This is a genomic window from Faecalibacterium duncaniae (assembly GCF_010509575.1).
In the GTDB taxonomy this organism is placed as follows: domain Bacteria; phylum Bacillota; class Clostridia; order Oscillospirales; family Ruminococcaceae; genus Faecalibacterium; species Faecalibacterium duncaniae.
This window is the reverse complement of record NZ_CP048437.1, coordinates 1,096,496-1,118,669: the sequence shown is the minus strand read 5'-3', so window position 1 is coordinate 1,118,669 and position 22,174 is coordinate 1,096,496. Positions and strand designations below refer to the sequence as shown.

The 22,174-nt window shown below is 59.5% G+C and carries 18 protein-coding genes; 3 read left to right on the top strand and 15 right to left on the bottom strand.

Going from position 1 to position 22,174, the window contains the following annotated elements; genetic code table 11:
* The first annotated feature begins 222 nt into the window (after window positions 1-222).
* Both dapF and GXM22_RS05335 read left to right on the top strand, forming a co-directional pair.
* A complete protein-coding gene (gene dapF, locus GXM22_RS05340) occupies window positions 223-1,062 on the top strand; it encodes a diaminopimelate epimerase (RefSeq protein ID WP_005932291.1) in 840 nt (279 codons plus the stop codon).
* A gap of 176 nt (window positions 1,063-1,238) precedes the next feature.
* On the top strand, window positions 1,239-2,426 hold the full coding sequence (locus GXM22_RS05335) for an LL-diaminopimelate aminotransferase (RefSeq protein WP_035393999.1): 1,188 nt from the start codon (window positions 1,239-1,241) through the stop codon (window positions 2,424-2,426).
* A 55-nt stretch (window positions 2,427-2,481) separates the two neighbouring features.
* Here GXM22_RS05335 and GXM22_RS05330 read toward each other — a convergent pair whose 3' ends face one another.
* The 8 genes from GXM22_RS05330 to GXM22_RS05295 all read right to left on the bottom strand — a co-directional run bounded on the left by GXM22_RS05330 (window position 2,482) and on the right by GXM22_RS05295 (window position 10,793).
* Window positions 2,482-2,610: a hypothetical protein gene (locus GXM22_RS05330; RefSeq protein WP_005932286.1), complete on the bottom strand. Its 129-nt coding sequence runs from the start codon at window positions 2,608-2,610 to the stop codon at window positions 2,482-2,484.
* 13 nt (window positions 2,611-2,623) lie between these two features.
* Window positions 2,624-3,754 (bottom strand): sodium ion-translocating decarboxylase subunit beta, encoded by a 1,131-nt coding sequence (locus GXM22_RS05325; protein WP_005932282.1) that lies wholly within the window; start codon window positions 3,752-3,754, stop codon window positions 2,624-2,626.
* Between the two features lie 245 nt (window positions 3,755-3,999).
* Window positions 4,000-4,887: an aldose 1-epimerase family protein gene (locus tag GXM22_RS05320; RefSeq protein ID WP_005932279.1), complete on the bottom strand. Its 888-nt coding sequence runs from the start codon at window positions 4,885-4,887 to the stop codon at window positions 4,000-4,002.
* Between the two features lie 16 nt (window positions 4,888-4,903).
* Window positions 4,904-5,866: a D-2-hydroxyacid dehydrogenase gene (locus tag GXM22_RS05315; RefSeq protein ID WP_005932271.1), complete on the bottom strand. Its 963-nt coding sequence runs from the start codon at window positions 5,864-5,866 to the stop codon at window positions 4,904-4,906.
* A gap of 1 nt (window position 5,867) precedes the next feature.
* The gene (locus GXM22_RS05310) at window positions 5,868-6,593 is read right to left on the bottom strand and encodes an NAD-dependent protein deacylase (RefSeq protein ID WP_005932267.1); all 726 of its coding nucleotides are present in this window, start codon (window positions 6,591-6,593) and stop codon (window positions 5,868-5,870) included.
* A 109-nt stretch (window positions 6,594-6,702) separates the two neighbouring features.
* Window positions 6,703-7,596, bottom strand: a complete 894-nt coding sequence (locus tag GXM22_RS05305; protein WP_005932263.1) for an NAD(P)H-hydrate dehydratase — start codon at window positions 7,594-7,596, stop codon at window positions 6,703-6,705.
* Window positions 7,597-7,760: 164 nt separating this feature from the next.
* The gene (locus GXM22_RS05300) at window positions 7,761-10,358 is read right to left on the bottom strand and encodes a translation factor GTPase family protein (RefSeq protein WP_005932260.1); all 2,598 of its coding nucleotides are present in this window, start codon (window positions 10,356-10,358) and stop codon (window positions 7,761-7,763) included.
* 12 nt (window positions 10,359-10,370) lie between these two features.
* A complete protein-coding gene (locus GXM22_RS05295) occupies window positions 10,371-10,793 on the bottom strand; it encodes a hypothetical protein (RefSeq protein WP_099357215.1) in 423 nt (140 codons plus the stop codon).
* Between the two features lie 359 nt (window positions 10,794-11,152).
* Between GXM22_RS05295 and GXM22_RS05290 the strand changes: the two genes are divergently transcribed.
* Window positions 11,153-13,168, top strand: a complete 2,016-nt coding sequence (locus GXM22_RS05290) for a peptide ABC transporter substrate-binding protein (protein WP_005932253.1) — start codon at window positions 11,153-11,155, stop codon at window positions 13,166-13,168.
* Between the two features lie 147 nt (window positions 13,169-13,315).
* Here GXM22_RS05290 and GXM22_RS05285 read toward each other — a convergent pair whose 3' ends face one another.
* The 7 genes from GXM22_RS05285 to GXM22_RS05255 all read right to left on the bottom strand — a co-directional run bounded on the left by GXM22_RS05285 (window position 13,316) and on the right by GXM22_RS05255 (window position 22,163).
* Window positions 13,316-14,257 carry an ATP-binding cassette domain-containing protein gene (locus tag GXM22_RS05285; RefSeq protein WP_005932252.1) on the bottom strand — a complete coding sequence of 314 codons (942 nt, stop codon included), beginning with the start codon at window positions 14,255-14,257 and terminating at the stop codon, window positions 13,316-13,318.
* Window positions 14,250-15,305, bottom strand: a complete 1,056-nt coding sequence (locus GXM22_RS05280) for an ABC transporter ATP-binding protein (RefSeq protein WP_005932249.1) — start codon at window positions 15,303-15,305, stop codon at window positions 14,250-14,252. Before GXM22_RS05280 ends, GXM22_RS05285 begins: the two co-directional genes overlap by 8 nt.
* Window positions 15,306-15,327: 22 nt before the next feature.
* Complete coding sequence (locus GXM22_RS05275) at window positions 15,328-16,269, bottom strand: ABC transporter permease (RefSeq protein ID WP_005932247.1); 942 nt, start codon at window positions 16,267-16,269, stop codon at window positions 15,328-15,330.
* Window positions 16,269-17,219, bottom strand: coding sequence for an ABC transporter permease (locus GXM22_RS05270; protein WP_099357217.1), 951 nt, complete (start codon window positions 17,217-17,219; stop codon window positions 16,269-16,271). Before GXM22_RS05270 ends, GXM22_RS05275 begins: the two co-directional genes overlap by 1 nt.
* 54 nt (window positions 17,220-17,273) lie before the next feature.
* The gene (locus tag GXM22_RS05265) at window positions 17,274-19,304 is read right to left on the bottom strand and encodes a peptide ABC transporter substrate-binding protein (protein WP_005932243.1); all 2,031 of its coding nucleotides are present in this window, start codon (window positions 19,302-19,304) and stop codon (window positions 17,274-17,276) included.
* A gap of 452 nt (window positions 19,305-19,756) precedes the next feature.
* Entirely contained in the window at window positions 19,757-20,611 is an 855-nt protein-coding gene (gene rsmA, locus GXM22_RS05260) for a 16S rRNA (adenine(1518)-N(6)/adenine(1519)-N(6))-dimethyltransferase RsmA (protein ID WP_035393996.1), read from the bottom strand.
* Between the two features lie 166 nt (window positions 20,612-20,777).
* Window positions 20,778-22,163: a S41 family peptidase gene (locus tag GXM22_RS05255; protein WP_097770603.1), complete on the bottom strand. Its 1,386-nt coding sequence runs from the start codon at window positions 22,161-22,163 to the stop codon at window positions 20,778-20,780.
* Between the last annotated feature and the right edge of the window lie 11 nt (window positions 22,164-22,174).

Below are 22,174 nucleotides of genomic sequence, written 5' to 3'. Positions count from 1 at the left end.
AGCACTCTCTCTTTTTATATCCCATGGGCCGTATCTTGTCAAGCCCTGTTTTGCATTCCGGCCCTTTACGGGCAGAAAAAACCGATGAAAATTGCACAAAGCCCTCTTTTTTGCTTGACAGAAGCCCGTTTGATTCTTATGATTATATGTGACGAACCAAACCTCTCAGCCATGCTGCCTCAGCATGGCCGCAGAGGTCCCGCCTGTAAAGGAGAATGCTCCATGAAATTGTCATTTACCAAGATGCAGGGCTGTGCCAATGATTACATCTATCTGGACTGCCGTGCATCCGGTGTGCCCGCAGACATTGCCGCGCTTGCACAGCGGCTCTCAGCCCGGCATTTTTCCGTGGGTGCAGACGGCATCATCTGTATCTGCGCCCCTGTGACCCCCGGGGCCGATGGCCGGATGCGCATTTTCAACGCAGACGGCAGCGAGGCCCAGATGTGCGGCAACGGCGTGCGCTGTGTGGCCGAGTGGCTCTACACCCACGGGGTGGAAAAGCCTGTCCTGGCCATCGACACCAACAGCGGTGTCAAGCGCATCACCCGGCAGGGCGCACAGCTGTGGCAGGTGGAGATGGGCACTTACAGCACCCTGCCGGCTGACCTGCCTGCCATCCACATGGGCGAGGACCCGCTGGTGGATCAGCCGCTCACCGTAGAGGGAAAAGTGTGGAAGGTGACCTGCATCAGCGTGGGCAACCCCCACTGCGTGACCGTGGTGGAGGATGTGGACAGCCTGAAGCTGGAAGCCATCGGCCCGGCGTTCGAGCATCATGCCAACTTCCCGGAGCGCATCAACACCGAGTTCGTGCAGGTGGTGGATGCCGCCCACCTGAAGATGCGGGTGTGGGAACGCGGCAGCGGCGAGACCTGGGCCTGCGGCACCGGCACCTGTGCCACCGTGGCGGCTCTGACCGAGCTGGGCATCTGCCCCGCCGGGCAGGATATCCATGTGCAGCTGCGCGGCGGTGAGCTGGTCATCCGGGTACTGCCCGGCAGGCAGCTGCTGATGACCGGCAGCGCTGTCACGGTGTACGAGGGAGTTGCGGAAGTTTAACATCCTCGCCCTCTCCGTCATTGCTTTGCAATGCCACCTCTCCCAAAGGGAGAGGCAATTGCGGCTCAACGGTCAGCTTCTGCTGGCGTAGACGCTGCATCGGCTCTCCCTTTGGGAGAGCTGGACGCGAAGCGGCCTGAGAGGGCGGGCAATCATATAAAGCGAGGGAACAACTTATGAAAATGAATCACCATTACGGCGAGCTGAAGGCAAGCTACCTGTTCGTGGACATTGCCCACAAGGTGGCCGCCTATCAGGAAGCACACCCCGAAAAGGAGATCATCCGCCTGGGCATCGGCGATGTGACCCAGCCTCTGGCAAAGTGCGTGGTCACCGCCATGCAGGATGCCGCCGCTGAGATGGGCACCAAGGAGGGCTTCCACGGCTACGGCCCCGAGCAGGGCTATCCGTTCCTGAAGCAGGCCATTCAGGGCTACTACGCAGGCCGCGGCACCCAGCTGGCTGAGGATGAGATCTTTATCTCCGACGGTGCCAAGAGCGACCTGGCCAATGTGCTGGGCCTGTTTGATGTGGACAACACCGTTCTGGTTCCGGACCCCGTTTACCCCACCTATGTGGACGACAACGTGACCGACGGCCGCAAGATCATTTACAGCCGCACCAGCCAGGAGAACGGCTTCCTGGGGATGCCCGATGACAGCGTGAAGGCTGACATCATCTACATCTGCAGCCCCAACAACCCCACCGGTGCCGCCTACACCCGCGAGCAGCTCAAGGCCTGGGTGGACTACGCCAAAAAGAACAACGCCGTTATCCTGTACGATGCCGCCTACGAGTGCTTCATCACCGATCCCGCTCTGGCACGCAGCATCTTTGAGGTAGAGGGTGCCCGCGAGTGCGCCATTGAGATCTGCTCCTTCTCCAAGATCGCAGGCTTCACCGGCACCCGCTGCGGCTACACCATCGTGCCCCACGAGCTGGAGCGCGAGGGCATGAACCTGAACAAGCTGTGGCTGCGCCGCCAGACCACCAAGTTCAACGGCGTGCCCTACGTCGTTCAGCGCGCTGCTGCCGCCGTGTTCACCGAGAGCGGCATGGCTGAGATCCAGGCCAACCTCGATTACTACCGCCAGAACGCCAAGGTCATTGCTGACGCGCTGGACGAGTGCGGCGTGTGGTACTGCGGCGGCAAGAACAGCCCCTACATCTGGCTGCGCTGCCCCGGCGGCATGAAGAGTTGGGAGTTCTTCGACTGGCTGCTGGAGAACTGCGGCGTTGTCGGCACCCCGGGTGTCGGTTTCGGCGAGTGCGGCGAGGGCTACTTCCGCCTGACCGCCTTCGGCGATGCCGAAAAGACCAAGGTCGCCGCCCAGCGCATCAAGGCCGCCATCCAGGCTCTGTAATCTTACACAAGCAAAAAGGCGATGCAGTTTTGAACAGCTGCATCGCCTTTTTCTTTTATTTCCGGCTCGTCAGCCGGTTGAGCAGCATCACTGCCAGAACAATGATGCCGATGACAAGGATGATGCCGACCATCCCGATCAGCATCATCGGCAGCGTGGTCATCCACGAAGTAAGATGAAGCATGCGATCACCTCCGTTAAGCCATCAGGGTCAGGATCAGGCCGCCTGCAATGACGGACGCGATCTGTCCCGAAACATTGACGCTGATGGAATACATCAGCAGGAAATTCTGGTTGTCCTCTTCCAGGCCCATCTTGTTGACCACACGGCCGCTCATGGGGAAGGCCGAGATGCCGGCCGCGCCGATCATGGGGTTCAGCTTTTTGCCCTCCGGCCGGAAAAGGTTCAGCAGCTTTGCAAACAGCACGCCGCCGGCCGTGTCAAAGACGAAGGCCACCAGACCCAGTGCAAGGATGAGCAGGGTGTCGGGCCGCACGAACTTGTCGGCGGTCATCTGCCCGGCAACGGTCAGGCCCAGCACGATGGTGATAAGATTTGCCAGCACATTCTGGGCGGTCTCGCTCAGCACATTCAGCACCCCGCACTCCCGCAGCAGGTTGCCGAACATCAAAAAGCCCACCAGCGCCACACTGGCCGGAGCCACCATGCCTGCAATGATCGTGACCACGATGGGGAACAGGATCTTGGTCAGCTGGGAAACACTGCCCTTTTCATAGGACATCCGGATGCGGCGCTCCTTCTGCGTGGTCAGCAGCCGGATCACGGGCGGCTGCACGATGGGCACCAGCGCCATGTAGCTGTAGGCTGCCACCATGATGGCACCGAGGTACTGGGAGTTGAGCGTGTTGGCCACGAAAATGGCGGTAGGGCCGTCTGCCGCACCGATGACAGCGATGGAGGCAGCATCCTTCAGGTCAAAGAAGAAGCCCGCCAGAAACAGGGTAAAGAAGATGCCGAACTGGGCCGCCGCACCAAAGAGCATCAGCCACGGCTTTTCCAGCAGCGGGCCAAAATCGATCATGGCACCGATGCCGATGAAGAGCAGCAGTGGGAACAGCTCGTTGGACATGCCTGCTTCAAACAATGCAGAGATGGGGCCGACCGTATCCCCCTGCGTGATGGCACCCGAGAGGGGCAGGTTGACCAGAATGGCACCAAAGCCCATGGGCAGCAGCAGGCTCGGCTCCATCTTTTTGGCGATGGCAAGGTAGATGAGCAGCGCACCGATGCCCCACATCACCACCATCTGCCAGGTCAGATTCCCAAAATTGGAAAAGAGACTGGCGAATGTGTTCAGAAGATCCATATTTATTTTTCCTCCTTGTGTTCCGGTGCCGGGCAAGAAAAAAGAGACCCCTGCCACAGCACTCTGTCTGTGACAAAAGTCTCAAGCCAACACATGACATCGGGCATTTCTGCCGTGATGACGCTGCCATGCAGCACCCCGCAGGCCCTGCGGAATGCCCTTTACTCCCTTTTATCGATTCTAATTAAATCAGAATGCAGTCCCCTCTGTCAAGGGGTTCCTGCATTTCTTTGCCAAACTTTGCTTCAGCGCTCAAACGTTGTGCTGAGGGTGGTCTCCCAGGTCTGGCCGGGGGCAAGGCAGGCGGCAGCGGCACGCTGGCTCCACTCCTGGGTGTCGGTCTGGGCACCGGGCAGGGAGTGCCACGGCTCAATGCAGACAAAGCGCACTGGCTTTGCCGGAGCCGACCAGATGAGGGTATAGGGGTAACCCTCCACATTGCAGACGATCCCCTTGCCGGTGTCCTTCTCGTAGATGCCCAGCGTACGGCTGCGCAGACCGGCCATGCAGAAGCTGTCGTTCTCAAACAGATCGTCTGTCAGGGGGATGCTCTGCTCGTTCTTCCACCGGTAACCGCACTTGCCGGTCAGCAGACCGTTGGGGTAAGCGTCCAGGATCATCGGGCTCTCCGGCTGGTCGAAGCGGAACTCGTAATCGGTGGTGGTGTGCTGGTCATCAAAGGGGATGCGGAACGCCGGGTGGTAGCCGATGCCGAACTGCAGCTCCTCGGCGGCATCGGCAGGGTTGGTGACGGTCAAGGTGTGGTGCACCGTCCTGCCCTCCAGCCGGAAGGTGCTGGTCAGAACAAAATCAAACGGGAAGCGCTCTGCCTTGCTCTTTTCATCCGAGCGCAGCTCCAGCCGGATGGTGTCGCCCTCGGCGCAGAGCAGGGTGTGCTCCACGTCCCGGGCAAAGCCGTGCTGCCCTCCGGGGTAGGTCTTGCCTTTATGGGTAAAGGCCCCGCCGGTCAGCTTGCCCGTCCAGGGGAAAAGGATGGGGGCGTGGCGCTTCCAGACAGCCGGGTCGGCCTGCCAGAGCATCTCCTGCCCGGCGGCATTTTTCAGGCTGACTGCTTCGGCACCATGGGTATCCACGGTCAGGGTCAGGAATTCGTTGTGAATGGTTGCCTGCATGATTCATCTCTCCTTTTTATCTGTTGACGATGTGCTCGCCGTTTCCTTCCAGCCAGGTGCGCAGGTTCCGGGTGGTAATGTCCATCAGGTTCTGCAAAGCCTCCCGGGTCGTCCACGCAATGTGCGGTGTGAGGATAGCGTGGGGTTCTGCCCGCAGGGGGCTTTCCTGAGGCAGAGGCTCGGTGACAAAGGCATCGGCCCCGTAAAAGCCCAGCTGACCGCTGTGGAGGGCCGCTGCCACGGCCTCCTCATCCACCAGCGCGCCCCGGGCCGTGTTGAGCAGAATGGCCCCGGGCTTCATCTTCGCCAGCGCCTCCGCGTTGACAAGGCCCCGGGTCTGGGGCGTGGCCGGGCAGTGCAGGCTGAGGATATCGCACCGCCTCAGCAGGGTATCATAATCCACAAACTCCACACCGTCGGCGGCGTATTCGGGCCGGACGGTGCGGGTGCAGACCAGCACCTCCATGCCAAAGGCTCTGGCAATGCGGGCTGACTGCCGCCCGATGCTGCCATAGCCGTAAACGCCATAGGTCTTACCACAGAGCTCCATCTGGGGCAGCAGGCCGATGCTCTCCGGGATATCCAGCTGCCAGCACCCCTGCTTGACGGCACGGTTGTAGCGCTCCGCGCACTGGCAGATGGCCAGCAGCAGACTGAAGGTCATCTGGGCCACGCTGTAGGTAGAATAGCCCGGCACATTGGCCACTGCAACGCCGTGGCGGCGGCAGGCTTCCAGATCCAGGTTGTCGGTGCCCGTGGCGATGATGCCCACCCATTTCAGGTTCGGGCACTGCTGTAAGATCTCCTCATTCATGCGGCACTTGTTCAGCAGAACGATGTCCGCATCTCCAATGCGGGGGGCGATCTCCTCGTAGGCCGTGCGGACATAACTGACGGTATCGGGCACCAGCGCCTTTACCCCCGACCAGTCGAGGTCGCCTTCCTCCATGACATAGCTTTCCAGAATGACAGCTTTCATCTCAGTCCTCCAACAATACGTCCTCGCTCAGCACCTGACCGATGGGCTTTGCAATGCACAGGTCGGCCTGCGCATCGGCCCCGGTGGGCTGCATGTTGATGACCACCAGATGGCGGCCCCGGAAGTACCGGATGAGCCCCGCCGCCGGGTAGACCACCAGACTGGTGCCGCCGATGATGAGGGTATCCGCCTTGCGGATGGCAGACACGGCCCCGGAGAGCACCTCCTCGTCCAGCCCTTCCTCGTACAGAACGACATCCGGCTTGACGATACCGCCGCACTTGGGGCAGCGGGGCACGCCGGTACTGTTGGCAATGAAGTCCACATCGTAGAACGCGCCGCACTTCACGCAGTAGTTGCGCAGGGTGCTGCCGTGGAGCTCGTAAACGGTCTTGGAGCCAGCCGCCTGATGCAGGCCGTCGATGTTCTGGGTGACGATGGCTTTCAGCCTGCCCTCCCGCTCCAGCTTTGCCAGCCGCAGGTGGGCAGCGTTGGGCTTTGCCCCCTTCACAATGAGCTTATCCCGGTAGAACCGGTAGAACTCCTCGGGGTTCTCCTCCCAGAAGGTGTGGCTCAGGATGGTCTCGGGCGGGTAATCGTACTTCTGGTGGTACAGGCCGTCCACGCTGCGGAAATCAGGGATGCCGCTTTCGGTGGAGACCCCCGCGCCACCAAAAAAGGCGATGCGGTCGCTCTCGGCAATAATTTTTTCCAGTGCAGGAACCATAAAAGAAACGCTTCCTTTCCGGCAGATCGTTGTGTTTTGGATAGCTCCAGTATAACACAAATCCAGAGGAAAGGAAGCGTTTCTTTTTTTGATGGGATCGTCCCCCTGCTCAGCGCCCGTTTTCAGCAAACAGGGTACCCAGCGCATCCAGCAGATCATGCGGGAGCATCCCGGTTTCCCCGTGCAGGACAGCGGCACGGTCGGCAGCAGCACCATGGAGATAAACGGCACAGGCAGCGGCCTCAAAGGCAGGCAGACCGCAGGCCAGCAGGGCGCTGGTCATGCCCGCCAGCACATCCCCGCTGCCGCCCCGGGAAAGCCCCGGGTTGCCGGTGGGATTGACCGCACAGCGGCCATCCGGCCCTGCAATGACGGTGTGCGCCCCCTTCAGCACCACCACAGCATTCCATGCTTTCGCATAGCGCAGCGCCGTGCCTTCCCGGTCCGCGTTGATCTCTGCCGCAGAGCGCCCGGTCAGCCGGGCCATCTCGCCGGGGTGGGGCGTTAAAATCAGTTCTCCTTGAGGGTGAAGCATTTTTTCCGTTTGGAGCAGGTCAGCGGCCGCGTTCAGGCCGTCCGCATCCAGCACTGCACTGCCGGAGAAGCCGGGCAGGAGTGTTTTTACCAGCGCCCGGGTCTCGGCGGCACGGGCCGCGCTCTGGGCCGTATAACCCAGCCCGGGGCCCGCCAGCAGAACAGAGGCCTTCTGCCGCCGGATGCGATCGATATTCTGGGGCGAGATGCCGCCCTCGGCCCCCGATTCGCAGGGGCAGAGACAGCACTCGGGCAGGCGGGCGGCCACAGCCGCCAGCACTGGCTCCACACTTGCCAGCGTAACGATGCCGGCCCCGGTGCGCAGGGCACCTTCCACGGCCAGCGCCGCCGCGCCCCGGTAGGACGCACTGCCCGCCACCGCCAGCACGGAGCCAAAGGTCCCCTTATGTGCATCCCGGGGGCGGGGCTGGATCTTCTGCCAAACAAAATCAGAAGTTGTTTCGAACATAGGCGGCTCCTTTCGGGTGAGATTTCGCCCTCTCAGTCAAAGCCTTACGGCTTTGCCAGCTCCCCCAAAGGGGGAGCCTATTGCGGGTCTTGGATAAAGGCAGCATTGCCTCTCCCTTTGGGAGAGGTGGCAGCGCGTAAGCGCTGACGGAGAGGGCGAGGATGTTACCCTTCCCCTTGCAAATACCTCCGGATCTCCTTCTCCGCCTCCTGCACCTCTTCATGGAACATGCGGGCAGAGACACGGAGGGCACCATGGCCCAGGATGATGACCTGTTCCATGCCATCGGAGGTGGCCACGCGGACGCGGCGGCCCTTGCCGATCTCATGGGTAACACGCTCGATGAACATATCGGCGGTCTCGGCTTCCCGGGTGTAGACCACATGGATATTGTGGTACTGCTCTATGCTGCCGGGGCTGCCCGGCACACGGTAGGCATCAAACACAAGGATGAGCACGCACTTCTTAAAGCCCTGATAGTTGCAGAGGATGTCCATCAGCCTGTGGCGGGCCGCTTCCAGGCTCTCTTTGGAGAGTGCGTTCAGCTCGTCCCATGCAAAGATGATGTTGTAGCCGTCCACCAGCAGGTATTCGGGCTGGATCTCCCACTGCTCGGCGTTGAAATCAGGACGTTCCCGCTTCTGGGTGGGGCGGAACGCCGCCAGCGGGTCCCGCTTGATGGGCCCATAGGTCTGTTCAAAGATCTTCAGCAGCTCAGCATCCTCTTCCAAAGTAGCACGATAGGCGGCCATCCGGCGGGGACGGGCCTGCACCGTTTCCTCGGTCTTTGCAGTCTTGCCCCAGCCGCTGTCCACATGCATGTGGCTGCGCACCTGCTCCCAGGGCACCACAAATCCGGCCCCGTGGGCGCAGAACACCGAATCCGCCGGGTTGTCGAGGTCGCGTTCCGGCTCATAGCCCGCAGCCTCGATGACCTCTGCTGCATTGTGACAGGGACGGTAGCCGTCCAGCGTCAGGGTCAGGTGTCCCCTGCCCCGGGTGTAGCCCACCACCTCCATGGGGTAGCTGCGCATGGTGGAGGCCGGTGCCGTGCCGGTGAGCAGGGTTGTATCCCCGTCGGCTCCGGTCTCGGGCGGGTCAAAGCTGCCGCCCATGTTCTGGATATCGTTCATGGCGCGTCCCACGTTGTCAGAGGGCAGCTCCAGCCGGAAGGCATACCACGGCTCCAGCAGCTGGGTCTTGTGGATCTGGTCTGCCATCATCAGGCCCTGCCGGACGGCGCGGTAGGTCGCCTGCCGGAAGTCGCCGCCCTCGGTGTGCTTGAGGTGAGCGCGGCCCGCAATGAGGGTGATCTTCACATCGGTCAGGGGTGCCCCGATGAGCACGCCCAGATGCTGCTTTTCCTCAAGGTGCGTCAGCACCAGCCGCTGCCAGTTCTTGTCCAGCACCTCTTCCCGGCAGTCGGCGGCAAACTGCATTCCGCTGCCCCGGGGCAGCGGCTCCAGCTTAAGGTGGACTTCTGCATAGTGGCGCAGGGGCTCGTAGTGGCCCACGCCCTCTATGGCTTCGGTGATGGTTTCCTTATATAGGATGCCGCCGGGGCCAAAGCTGACCTCCAGCCCGTACCGCTCGGCCAGCAGGCTTTTCAGCACCTCCAGCTGGATCTCGCCCATCAGCTGGACATGGATCTCGCCCAGGGTCTCGTTCCAAACCACATGGAGCTGGGGCTCCTCCTCTTCCAGCCGATGGAGTTTTCCCAGCGCGGCGTGCACGTCCGCGCCCTCGGGCAGCAGCACCTGATAGCTCAGCACCGGCTCCAGCACCGGCAGGTCGCTGTCCCGTTCCGCCCCCAGACCCTCGCCCGGGCGGGCTCTGGTCAGGCCGGTAACGGCGCACACCTGGCCGGGGCCGATGCACTCTGCCAGCGTAAACTTTGCGCCGGAGTAGAGCCGCAGCTGGTTGGCTTTTTCGGCCCATGGCTCCCCGTCGACCTCTCCGGTGAGCTGGGCTTTCACCTTAAGCGCGCCGCCGGTCACCCGCAGCCAGGTCAGGCGGTTCCCCTGCTCATCCTGGCTCACCTTGAACACCTTGGCCCCGAAGGCTTCCAGCGCGGGGGCCGGGCGGGTATAGCGGTCCAGGCCCTCCACCAGCGCGTCCACACCCTGCAGCTTCAGGGCTGAGCCAAACCAGCAGGGAAACACATGCCGCCGGGCAATGGCGGGGATGAGGTCGGTATCGGTCAGGCTTCCCCGGTCCAGCATCGTCTCCATCAGCCGCTCATCGCAGACAGCCAGCGCCTCGTCCCGGTCGGCCTGCTCTGCCCCAAAATCCACAAAGCCATCCCCCAGCCGACGGTTCAGCTGGATCAGAAGCGCTTCCCTGCCCGGGCCGGGCAGGTCCATCTTGTTCACGAACACAAAGGTGGGGATGCGGTACCGCCGCAGCAGTCGCCAGAGCGTCTCGGTATGGCTCTGCACGCCGTCAGTGCCGCTGATGACCAGCACCGCATAATCCAGCACCTGCAGTGTCCGCTCGGTCTCCGTGGAAAAATCCACATGGCCCGGGGTGTCCAGCAGGGTAAAATCGGTATTGCCCGCCGTGAAGAGGGCCTGCTTGGAGAAAATGGTAATGCCGCGCGCCTTTTCCAGCGCGTCGGTGTCCAGAAAGGCATCCTTATGGTCCACCCGGCCCAGCTTGCGGATGGTGCCGGTGCCGTAGAGCAGGGCCTCGGAAAGGGTGGTCTTGCCGCTGTCCACATGGGCCAGAATGCCGATGACCAGCTGCTTGTGCTCTTGTTCCATGCCGCGGCCCCCTTACAGCACGCTGGCGATCAGCGCAGCAGCGACCAGCGGCAGACCCAGCACCAGATTGGAGAGCAGGCTGCAATAGGTGCGCTCCTCGGGTTCCAGCTCCTCAAAGGAGACGATCTTCTCATCCGCATAGTCGATGATGGAGCGGGTGGAGTGGATCTTTTTCTGCCGCTTGCCCATCCCCTTGAATTCCTCCAGCAGATGGTGGATGGTCACGCCATCCAGCCGCAGGTAGTCCACCCAGGCCCAGATGAGCAGCACCACGCCGCACAGAAAGCCCGGGGCCTCCCAGATGGTAAACGTGCCATCGCTGACATAGCGCTGCCACAGCAGCATCAGCACGGCCACAATGGAGGTGCGGGTCACGGTCTTATATAAAATGGGGTGGAACATGTAGCGTTTGTACATCGAGGTCAGTTTCTTCATGGTGCGCTCCTTATTGATACAGATACACTTTATTGTATCATGTTTTTGTGAAAAAAGATAGCTGTTTTGTGCGCACTGCGTGAACAGTTTCTCTCTTTCGCCTGTTCTTCGCAGATATACAGTTCTTTCCATTTTATAGTAATTTTTTCATATTCTTTTCCTATGAAAGTGTTTGTCACCGTTTTGTTTCCAATTCTATGCTGTGGCGGATTGACTTCTTTTCAGTAAAGTGCTAAAATATACAGTGGTGTGACTTTTGTCTTTCCTGTGCACTTTTTGGAAAGGCAGACAGCCTCACTGCGTTTAGGAAAAGGAAAAACGCGCGGCTCTGTCCGCGCAAGATCTGGGAGGATCATCCAATGAGCTTCAATTTTGATCGCCGCACCTTCCTGAAGGGTGCAGGTGCTGTGGGTGCCGCCAGCCTGCTGGCAGCCTGCGGCGAAAAGTCCAACAACACCGGCAATGGTGCTGCCGCCAGCGGCGCTGCTGCCCCCAACTCCACCGGCGCTACCCCCCTGAAGGAGTTCATCTCCTTTGAGAGCGGCAACCGTGAGCTGGAAAGCTGGAATATGCTGTACACCCAGAAGGCTGAAGATGCCAACGTGGTCACCAACCTGTGGGACGGTCTGCTGAGCTTTGACCGCTACGGCAAGGTGGTGCCCGCCATCGCTTCCAGCTGGGAGCACAATGAGGATGCCACTGTCTGGACCTTCCACCTGCGGGACGACGTGGACTGGGTGGATTGCAACGGTGAGGTGAAGGCTCACCTGACCAGCAAGGACTTCCTGGTTGGTTTCGAATGGGTGATGAACGCCATCAAGAACGAAGCCAACAACACCTCCATGCCCAACGATACCATTGTGGGTGCTTACGAGTACTACGCGCTGACTAAAGAAGCCGGTGACGCTGCTGCTGACATGACCTACGAGGACATGCTGGCTGCCGGTGTGGGCATCGAAGCTCCGGATGATTACACTCTGGTGTTCACCTGCCCCAGCGCCTGCCCCTACTTTGATACCGTTGCCGCCTACAACAGCTTCTACCCCGTAGCCCCTGCTCTGATCGAGGAGCTGGGTGTCGATGGCTTCCGGAGCTGCGACAACACCACCATGTGGTACAACGGACCCTATGTGGTGGAGGAGTACATCCAGGGCAACACCAAGAGCTACATCCCCAACCCCAACTACTACGATGCTGCCAACGTCAGCCGCTTTGAGCGCTTCACTGTCACCATGATCAGCGACGGTTCCATCAGCCTGCAGCTGTATCAGAACCGCGAGCTGGACGAGGTGGACCTGGGCGAGAGCAACATCACCACCATTCAGTCCGATCCTTCCAACGAGTACAATCAGCAGCTGTGCGAGAAGCGTGCCAAGAAGTTCAGCTACTGCTTCATCTTCAACTACGACAAGAAGAACACCGACGGCACCCCCGATGAGAACTGGAACAAGGCCATTGCCAACAAGGCCTTCCGTCAGTGCTTCTCCAAGGGCATGGTGCTGAACAAGTTCTTCGCCCGTTACAACCCCATCAATCCCCTGAAGTGCGAGAACGACTTCTTCACCATGAAGGGCCTGTGCTACACCTCTGACGGCACCGACTACACCAACCTGGTGGCCAGGGAGATGGGTCTGGACGGCGAGGCTTACGATGGCAAGACCATGAAGCGCCTGCGCGCCAACAACGGCGACATCACCGAGCTGAAGAAGCAGGCCATGGAAGAGCTGAGCGCCATTGGTGTCACCTTCCCTGTTCACTGCTCCTACTATATTCTGGCTGGCTCCACCTCCGCTCTGGACAGCGCAACCGTGCTGAAGCAGTGCTTCACCGACAGCTTCGGCGATGACTTCATCGTGCTGGATGTCAACACCTTCGTGTCCTCCACCATGAAGGAAGTCGTGGCTCCCAAGCTGCAGAGCTTCGTCCACATGGGCTGGGGTGCTGACTTCGGCGATCCCATCAACTTCCTGACCCAGATCATCGTTCACGACGACAATGCTTACTACAGCTGCAACATGACCAACATCGCAGGCATTGTGAACAATGGCCCCGCCAGCTACCAGAAGGATCTGGTTGCCGCCTACGAGAAATTCACCGATCTGGTGAACGAGGGCCGTGCCATCGTTGACGACACTGATGCGCGCTACGCCGCATTTGCCAAGGCCGAGGCCTACTTCCTGGACGAGAACCTGATCTTCCCCACCGTCTACGATATCACCTGGTGCCTGACCCACGTCAACGAGTACAGCAAGATCAACGCAATGTATGGTCCCTGCAACTACAAGGCTGTGAACTGGGAGACCAGCGAGGAGGCTTACACCACCGAACAGTACGATGCGTTTGCTGCCGCATTCGACGCAGCCACTCAGGCCTGATCGCGTGAACCCATAGCAAAAAGCAGAACCGGACGTTTTTGAAGCGTCCGGTTCTTTTTTTCTCCCTGACAGCACAAAACCCCGCCGCGCGGGAAAGCTCCCAGTGCGGCGGGGTCATTGTGTTAAAATACAGGAAAGCGGTTCAGCTTACAGCTGGCTTTCATACTCCTTGCGGTAGCCTTCCAGCTCACGCTGGTTGCCATACACAAAGTGGCCGTTTGCGATCTCTTCCCAGACCGGCTTATCCACGCTGTAATCGTGGATCGAGGGGTCATAGACCAGCAGCTTCTTGTGCTTTTCGAGGCTGGGGTCAGGGATGGGGACCGCGCTCAGCAGGGCTTTGGTGTAGGGATGCAGCGGATGGAGGAACAGCTCCTCCGCCTCAGCCAGCTCCACGATACGGCCCTTGCTGATAACAGCGATACGATCCGAGATGAACCGGACCACCGACAGGTCATGTGCAATGAACAGGTAGGTCAGGCCGCGGCTCTTCTTCATCTCGTTCAGCAGGTTCAGCACCTGTGCACGGATGGAGACATCCAGTGCAGAGATGGGCTCGTCGGCCACGATGAACTCCGGCTCCATGACCAGTGCACGGGCAATGCCGATGCGCTGGCGCTGGCCGCCCGAGAACTCATGGGGGAAGCGGGAGGCAAACTCCGGCAGCAGGCCGACCTCATGCAGGGCGTTCATCACCTTTTCATGCAGGTCTTCCTGATCCTTGTAGAGATGATGGTTCAGCAGGCCCTCAGCAATGATATACTCCACCTTGGCGCGCTCGTTCAGCGAAGCCATGGGGTCCTGGAAAATCATCTGGATCTTGCGGATGACCTCTTTGTCCAGTTCCTTGGAGATCTTGCCGTTGATCTTCTGGCCCTTGAAGAAGATGTCGCCGCCGGAGGTCGGGTTGATGCGGCAGATGGCACGGCCAATGGTGGTCTTGCCGGAGCCGGACTCGCCGACCAGCGAGAAGGTCTCGCCCTTATAGATGTCAAAGTTGACATGATCGACAGCAACAAATTTCTTCTTACCGGAGCCAAAGGTGATCTGAAGGTCTTTCAGCTCAATCAGCTTTTCGCGTTCAGCCATTTAAGTTGGCGCCTCCCATCTTTCCCATTTTCTCACGCAGGTTCTGGATGGAGTGCGGCCGCTCGATCTTGGGAGCGCGCGGGTCCAGATACCAGGTCTTTGCGGCGTGGGTCTCGGACACCTGGAAGAACGGAGGCTCTTGCACAAAGTCGATTGCCAGCGCATGCTTGTTGCGGGGCGCAAATGCGTCACCCTTGATCTCGTTGAACAGGTTCGGGGGAGTACCGTCCACGCTGGGCAGGGCCTCACCCTTGGTGCCCAGCTGCGGCAGAGCCTGCAGCAGAGCCCAGGTGTAGGGGTGCCATGCGTCGTAGAAGATCTCCTCCACGGTGCCGTATTCCACGATCTGGCCGGCGTACATCACGGCCACACGGTCTGCCACGTTTGCCACAACGCCCAGGTCATGGGTGATGTAGATAACGGACATGCCCAGCTCCTTCTGCAGGTCGCGGATCAGCTGCAGGATCTGTGCCTGAATGGTCACGTCCAGCGCAGTGGTGGGCTCGTCGCAGATCAGGATCTGCGGGCGGCAGGCCGCTGCAATGGCAATGACGACACGCTGACGCATACCGCCGGAGAACTCGTGGGGGTACTGCTCGTACCGACGCTCGGGGTCGGGGATACCCACCTTGCCCAGCATCTCGATGGCAGCCTTTTTGGCTTCCTCGCCCTTCAGACCCTGGTGATGCTCAATGCTCTCCTGGATCTGCTTGCCGATCTTCTTCAGCGGGTTCAGGCTGGTCATAGGGTCCTGCATGACCATGGCGATCTTCTTGCCGCGGACACCCAGCCAATCCTTCTCGGTGAACTTGGTCATATCGCGGCCTTCGTACATGATGGAGCCGCCGGTGATCATACCGTTGGCATCCAGCATACCCACAAAGGTCTTGGTGAATACGGACTTACCCGAGCCGGACTCGCCCACGATGGCAAGGGTCTCGCCTTCGTACAGGTCCAGCGAGCACTTGCGGATGGCGTTCAGCTTGCGGCCGCGCAGGCTGAAAGTGATCTCCACGTCTTTGGCAGAGATAATCGGTTGTCTATCCATTTACGTCTCTCTCTCCAATCTATCAAACGTGGTTGCGCGGATCAGCCGCATCCGACAAAGCGTTGCCCATAATATAGAAAGAAATGGAAATGATGGACACGATGGATGCAGGGAAAACCAGCAGGTACGGATAATCCAGGAAGAAGCCGCGCACCTTGCTCAGGATCAGGCCCAGAGAAGGCGTGTCGATGCCCAGGCCCAGGCCCAGGTAGGACAGCGTGGATTCCAGATTGATGGTGCCCGGGATGGACAGTGCCATACGCAGGATGATAACGGAGACCAGATACGGCAGGATGTTCTTGGTCAGCACACGCCACAGCGGGGTGCCCAGGCAGCGGGACGCGAGGTTGTACTCGCGGTCACGGAACATGAACACCATGTTGCGGACACGGCGTGCCATAGAAAGCCAGTTGATGGCGATCATGGAGATGGCCATGATCCAGAAGCTCTGGCCCACCATCAGGGCGATCAGGGTCATATAAATGATATAGGGCACGTTGTCGATCAGGTTGTACAGCTCCGTGAAGAAGCGGTCCAGACTGCGCACATAGCCCCAGATCAGGCCGAAGATCACGCCCACGATGCTCTCGCCCACGGCGACCACCAGAGCCAGACGGATGGAAACCTGGGTGGCATACCACACCTGGCACCAGTAGTCACGGCCCAGGTTGTCGGTACCGAACCAGTACTCAGCGTTGGGCTTGATGAAAGCCTTGCTGGAATCAGAGATCAGGGTGGTATAGTGATACTTGCCGATGCCCAGCGCAATGAAGGAGAACACTGTCAGCGCCAGGAACAGGATCAGGCAGAAGACAGCGACCTTCTGCTTGAGGAAGTTCTGGATGACAGAACCCCAATAGGAATAGTTGGAGTAGCCGATGCGTTCAGCTTCTTCCGGGGAATAATCCACAAAGTAGAACAGTTCTTCGGGCTTCTTGCCCTCAAAATCCGATGCCTTAGCCATCAGCGAGCCTCCTCCTTTCCGGTCAGAGTAATACGGGGGTCAACCACCATCATCAGCACATCGCCCAGGAACACGCCCACGATGCCCAGCACAGCGTAGAGGATGACCAGCGTCTGCACAACGTTCAGGTCATAGCGCTGGATGGCATCCGTCAGCAGGGGGCCCATGCCGGGAACGGAGAAGAACCGTTCCATCAGCAGGGAGCCGCCCACCGTCAGCAGGATGGACTGGGGGATATACTGCACCATGGGAACCATGGCGTTGCGCAGAACATGCTTAAACATGATCTCGCGGGAGCTCAGGCCCTTGACACGGGCCAGCTTGATATAGTCGCGGGTCAGCTCATCCACCATGTAGCGGCGGGTCCACAGGGCATAGCCTGCAATGGATGCCAGCGAAAGGCAGGTGATGGGCAGCACACTGGAAGCACTCACATTGCGGGTGGAATACAGCGTGGGGAATCCCAGGTACTTGGAACCAAAGACCAGCACCAGAGAATACGACACCAGCGACGGGACCGCGTTGACGAACACGGTGTAGGCCGTGCCGATCCAGTCGAATACCTTGTCCTTGAATGCCGCCTGCAGGATGCCCATCAGCACACCGACCACCAGAGAGATGGCGGATGCCGTGAGGCCCAGACGCATGGAGACACCAAACTTTTTGCCAATGACCTTGACCACCGGGGCACCGTTCTGAATGCGGCGGGAAGTGCCGAAATCCAGATGCAGCAGGTTGTTATAGAACTTGACCAGCTGGGTGGGGATGGGATCGGTCAGGCCAGCAGCCTCCAGAGCGGCGGTCTTCTGCTGATCGGTAAACTTCATGAGCTGTTCCTCAGTGAAGTAGTAGTCCGTCGGCAGGCAGCGCATCATCAGGAAAACTGCTGTTGCGATCAGAAAGATTGTGACAAGCGACTGGAGCAGTCGCTTAACCGTGTATTTTAACATGTTATCGAACCCTTAACTTTTATTTCTACCCTTTCGGGCGGGGAAACGGGGAACTTAAGCCTTGGTAGCTGCGTCAAATGCAGCGGCGAACTCCTCGTACTGCTCGGTGGTGTAAGCCTCTTCGCTGGTCTCCCAGTTGACAGCCTTGTAGTTGCAGGGACCATACATAGCGTTGATCTTGCTGTACTCGTTGGCGTGGGTCAGAGTCCAGGAAACATCGAAGTTGCAGGGGCAGGCCAGAACGCTGTTCAGCATGCTGGCCTCAGCCTTTGCAAAGGCAGCGTAGCGGGCATCGGTATCATCAACGATGGCCTTTGCGGTGTTGACCAGATCGGTGAACTCCTCGTAGCAGGCCACCAGATCCTTCTGCCAGTCAGCGGGGCCAGCCTCAACGACCTTGGCGATGTTGGAGTAGTACCAGCTGTAGTAAGCGTTGTCGTCGTGCAGGATCTCCTGACCAACGAAGTTGACAGGATCGCCGTAGTCAGCGCCCCAGCCGTTGATGACGAAGCTCTGCAGCTGCGGGTTGCGGACTTCCTGGGTGATGGAGGAGACGTAGGTCTTGATGTCCAGCACGATGAAGTCATCGCCGAAGCTGTCGGTGAAGCACTGCTTCAGCACAGTAGCGGTATCCAGAGCGGTGGTGGAACCTGCGATGATGTGGTAAGCAGCGTGGACAGGGAAGGTGACACCGATGGCGCTCAGCTCGTCCATGGCCTGCTTCTTCAGGTCAGCAATGTCGCCGTTGTTGGAACGCAAGCGAATCATGGTCTTGCCATCGTAAGCCTCGCCGTCAAAACCCATCTCCTTGGCCACCAGAGTGGTGTACTCCTGGCCCTGGGTGTTGTAGCAGACACCGGGCATGGTGTAGTAGTCGTTCTCGCACTTCAGGGGGTTGATCTTGTTGGTACGGGCATAGTAGTTGGTCAGATCCAGGCCCTTGTAGAAGCACTGACGGAAGGCGGTGTTGGCGATGGCCTTGTTCCAGTTGTCGTCGGGGGTGCCGTCCTCGTTGTTCTTCTGGTAGTTGAAGTGCATCTGGTAGCTGAACTTCTTGGGACGCTTCTCACACAGCTGAGCATTGTACTCGCTGTTGGGATCAGCCTGGATGGTGGTCAGGGTGCTCTCGCCCACATCCATCTCGTCCAGCTCACGGTTCTGATACAGCTGGAAGGTAACGGTGCCGTCACTGATCATGGTGACGGTGAAGCGGTCGAAGCGGGACACCTCGTCAGCTGCATAGTAGTTGGGGTTGGGGATGTAGCTCTTGGTGTTCTGGCTGATGAACTCCTCCACCACATAGGGACCATTGTACCACATGTTGGTGTAATCGCAGGCACGGAAGCCCTCAACGCCCAGCTCGTTGATCAGATCCTCAGAGGCGGGGTAGAAGCTGGTGTAGGCAGCAACGGTATCGAAGTAGGGGCAGGGATCCTTGCAGGTGAAGACCAGGGTGTAGTCGTCCGGAGCCTCAACGCCCACGCCTGCATCCAGCATATCCTGGTAGGTCAGGTCGGCAGCAGCATCGCCCATATCGCTGGTCTTCTGATAGTAATCAGCAGCACCGGTCAGGGTCTCGTTGGGCATGGAGGTGTTGTTGGCCTGGTTCTTGGCTGCGTTCAGCACCCACTCCAGACCCACGAGGAAGTCCTTGCTGGTCAGGTGAGCCTTGACCTCGCCGTTCACATCCACCCAGTCCACATCGTCGCGGAGGTTGAAGGTCCAAACGGAAGAGTCCTCATTGTGGCTCCACTCCTTGGCCACGGAAGGCACAGCCTTGCCGTAGCAGTCAAAGCTCAGCAGACCTTCCCACAGGTTGGTGGTGACATTCATGTCGGAAGCCATCTGGCTGTACAGCATGTTCCAGCTCTCCAGCTCACGGTTGGTGCTCTCCCAGGAGATGAACTCCTTCAGCGGGGTAGCGCCGGTGGTGTTGGGAGCGCTGGTAGCACCAGAGGAAGCAGCGGTGGAGCTGCTGCCAGAGTTGCCGCCGCAGGCGGCCAGAATGCCGGCGGCACCAACGACACCGGAAGCCTTCAGAAAGCTGCGGCGGCTGATTGCATGAGACTCGTAGTTGTTGTTCATTGTGTTTTCCTCCCTATAATAATTCCGTGCTTCAGTGCATGGTGCAGGGCGGGATGTCCTGCTATTTTCCCACTATTCTGCGGAGGTTTTTTGAATCCTGTATTGCCAGGGAATACAAAAGAGCGCAGAAACAGACCCCTCTGTCTGCACCTGTGCTCCTCCCGCAAAACCTTAACACGTCATATATTGTACCATTGAAATAAAAAGATGTCAATGGAGCACACACAGCTTTTTCTTCAAAAAGCAAAGTCTGCCGCGCAAAAACGATGAAATATATTTGCTTTTACATGGTAAAGCGTGCAGGAAATTTAACAGACAATGCTGCGGACAAAACAACCGGAATTGTTCTCGTCAAAAAGACACCGTATTTTCCGCTTTATATTCTAAAAGAGCAGGCGCTCCACGCTTTGCGAAGAGCTCCTGCTTTTGGAAAACCGAATTATTAAAACAAGTCACCGTGCCAGTGCGCTCTGGATCTTTGCAAAATCCTCCAGCGTCAGGGCCTCAGGACGGATGCGGGCATCGAAACCGGCGGCTTCAATGGCAGCGGTCACGGCATCCTTGGGCATCCCCAGGCCGCTGGCAATGGCATTGGCGGCAGTCTTGCGCCGCTGGCCAAAGGCCGCGCGCACAAGGGCAAAATAGCCCTCCTCGTCCTCCACCTGCACGGCGGGGGTGGGGCGGATCTCCATCCGCACCACAGCGCTGGTCACCTTGGGGGCCGGGTAAAAGCTGCCCGGGGCGGCGGTGAACATCATCTTAGAGGTCGCGTAATAGCTCACCGCACAGCTGATGGCACTGGAGGCCCGGGTACCCGGGGCGGCAGCCAGACGATCGGCTGCTTCCTTCTGCACCATCACAGTCAGGCTCTCGATGGGCAGGCGGTCACCCAGCAGCTTCATCACAATGGGGCTTGTAATATAATAGGGCAGGTTGGCGCAGACTGCCACCGGCATCCCGGGGAACTCCTGCGCGATCAGGGCTTTCAGGTCCACCTTGAGCACATCCTGCAGCACCAGCTTGAAGTTGTCCACACCGGCCATGGTCTCGGCCAGCAGGGGCGGCAGGCGCTCATCCACCTCGATGGAGACCACCTTTGCCGCCCGCTTTGCCAGCTCCCGGGTCAGCACGCCGATGCCGGGGCCGATCTCGAGCACGCCGTAGCGCTTGTCCACGCCGCTGGCATCCACGATCTTGGGGGGCAGGCCGGGGTTGACGATGAAGTTCTGGCCAAAGCCCTTGGAGAGGGCAAAATCATATTTTTCGCACAGGGCGCGCACATAAGACAGGTCGGTCAGTTCGGGCATGGCTCTATCCTTTCTTTTCCAAAATAACCCTCTCAGTCTCGCTTCGCTCGCCAGCTTCCCCAAAGGGGGCGCTTTTGACAAAACCGCAAACTTTGCATGAATTGCCAAGACCTCGCTCTTCGGGAGAGGTGGCAGCGCGTCAGCGCTGACGGAGAGGGTTGTTCTCTTATTCTTGACTACTGGATGCCGTGCTCTCCCCTGCTGCTTCACTTTCGGCGGGCGCGGTCTCTGCCGGAGTGCTCTCGGCAGATGCAGCCTCAGCGTCCCCTTCCGCTACGCTCTCGGCGGCGGCACTGTCGGCAGCTTCACTGGAAGCCGCTTCGTTGACACCGCTCACGGTGGTGGTGCCGCTCATCTGCTGGGCAGTGCTCACGGCACGCTGGATCTGGGGATCGTTCTCCACAGTGTAATCATAGTATGCGGTCTGTTCGTCCGCAGTCAGGGGGCGCTCCACATCCACGGTCAGGCCGGTGCCGTCAAAGCAGCTGCCGTCGCCGCAGACCAGCTTTGCCACGGTGACCACCACGGCACTGCCATCGGACAGGCGCTGGGGGCTGCTCTGGATGGTGCCCTTGCCCTGCGTGGTGGTGCCCACCAGACGGGCACCATTCAGGGTGCGCAGGCTGCTGGCAAAGAGCTCCGCAGCGCTGGCGGTGCTGCCGTTGACCAGGCAGACCACGGGCAGGCCGATCTGGGATTCGCTGGTGCTGGTGCCCAGCAGGGTCTGGGTGCCGTTCTTGTCCTCAGCAAAGGCCAGCGTGCCCTCCGGGGCGATCAGGTCGATGCACTGGATGGCATCGTCCAGCAGGCCGCCGCCGTTGTCGCGCAGATCAAACACCAGGCTGCCCGCACCGTTGGCGCTCAGGCTGCGAATGGCGTAATCCAGCTCGCTGGGGGTGGTGGAATCAAACTGGCGGATCCGGATGTAGCCCACATTGCCCTGCACCATCTGGTAATCCACGGTGGTGGAACTGTAGCCGGAGTGGGTCAGGTCAGCGGTATGCTCGGCGGCCTCGCTGTCCAGCCAGGTCACATTGACGGTGGTGCCGCTCTCGCCGCGCAGGCGGGTCTGGATGGCATCCACGCTGCTCATGCTCTTGACATCGGTGCCGTCCACAGCGGTGATGTAGTTGCCGACCTGAATGCCTGCCTCCTTGGCGGGGGATTCATCGTAGACCTTGATGACCTTGGCATAGCCGGACTGATCCACAGCCAGCTCCACGCCAATGCCGATCAGGGTGCCGTTCTGGGTATTCATCAGCTCCGTATAGGCGGTGGCGCTGAAATAGCGGGCGTACTTGTCTCCGGTGCCCAGCAGGTAGCCAGCCGTCAGGCGGTCGTAGAGGGTGGTCTCATCGATGGGATAGTAATCGTTGCTACGGACATAGCGGTCCACCTCAGCGATCTTGTTGTACATGCTTTCCTTTTCCTTCACGCTGGAAACGGTGCTGTCAAACAGGCGCATCGCCACCAGCATGGTAATGGAAAAGGTAACGGTCATGGCCAGGATGACGATGCTGACCGCCATGCCGACCGATATCTTACGGTTCATCTTCTTCCCTC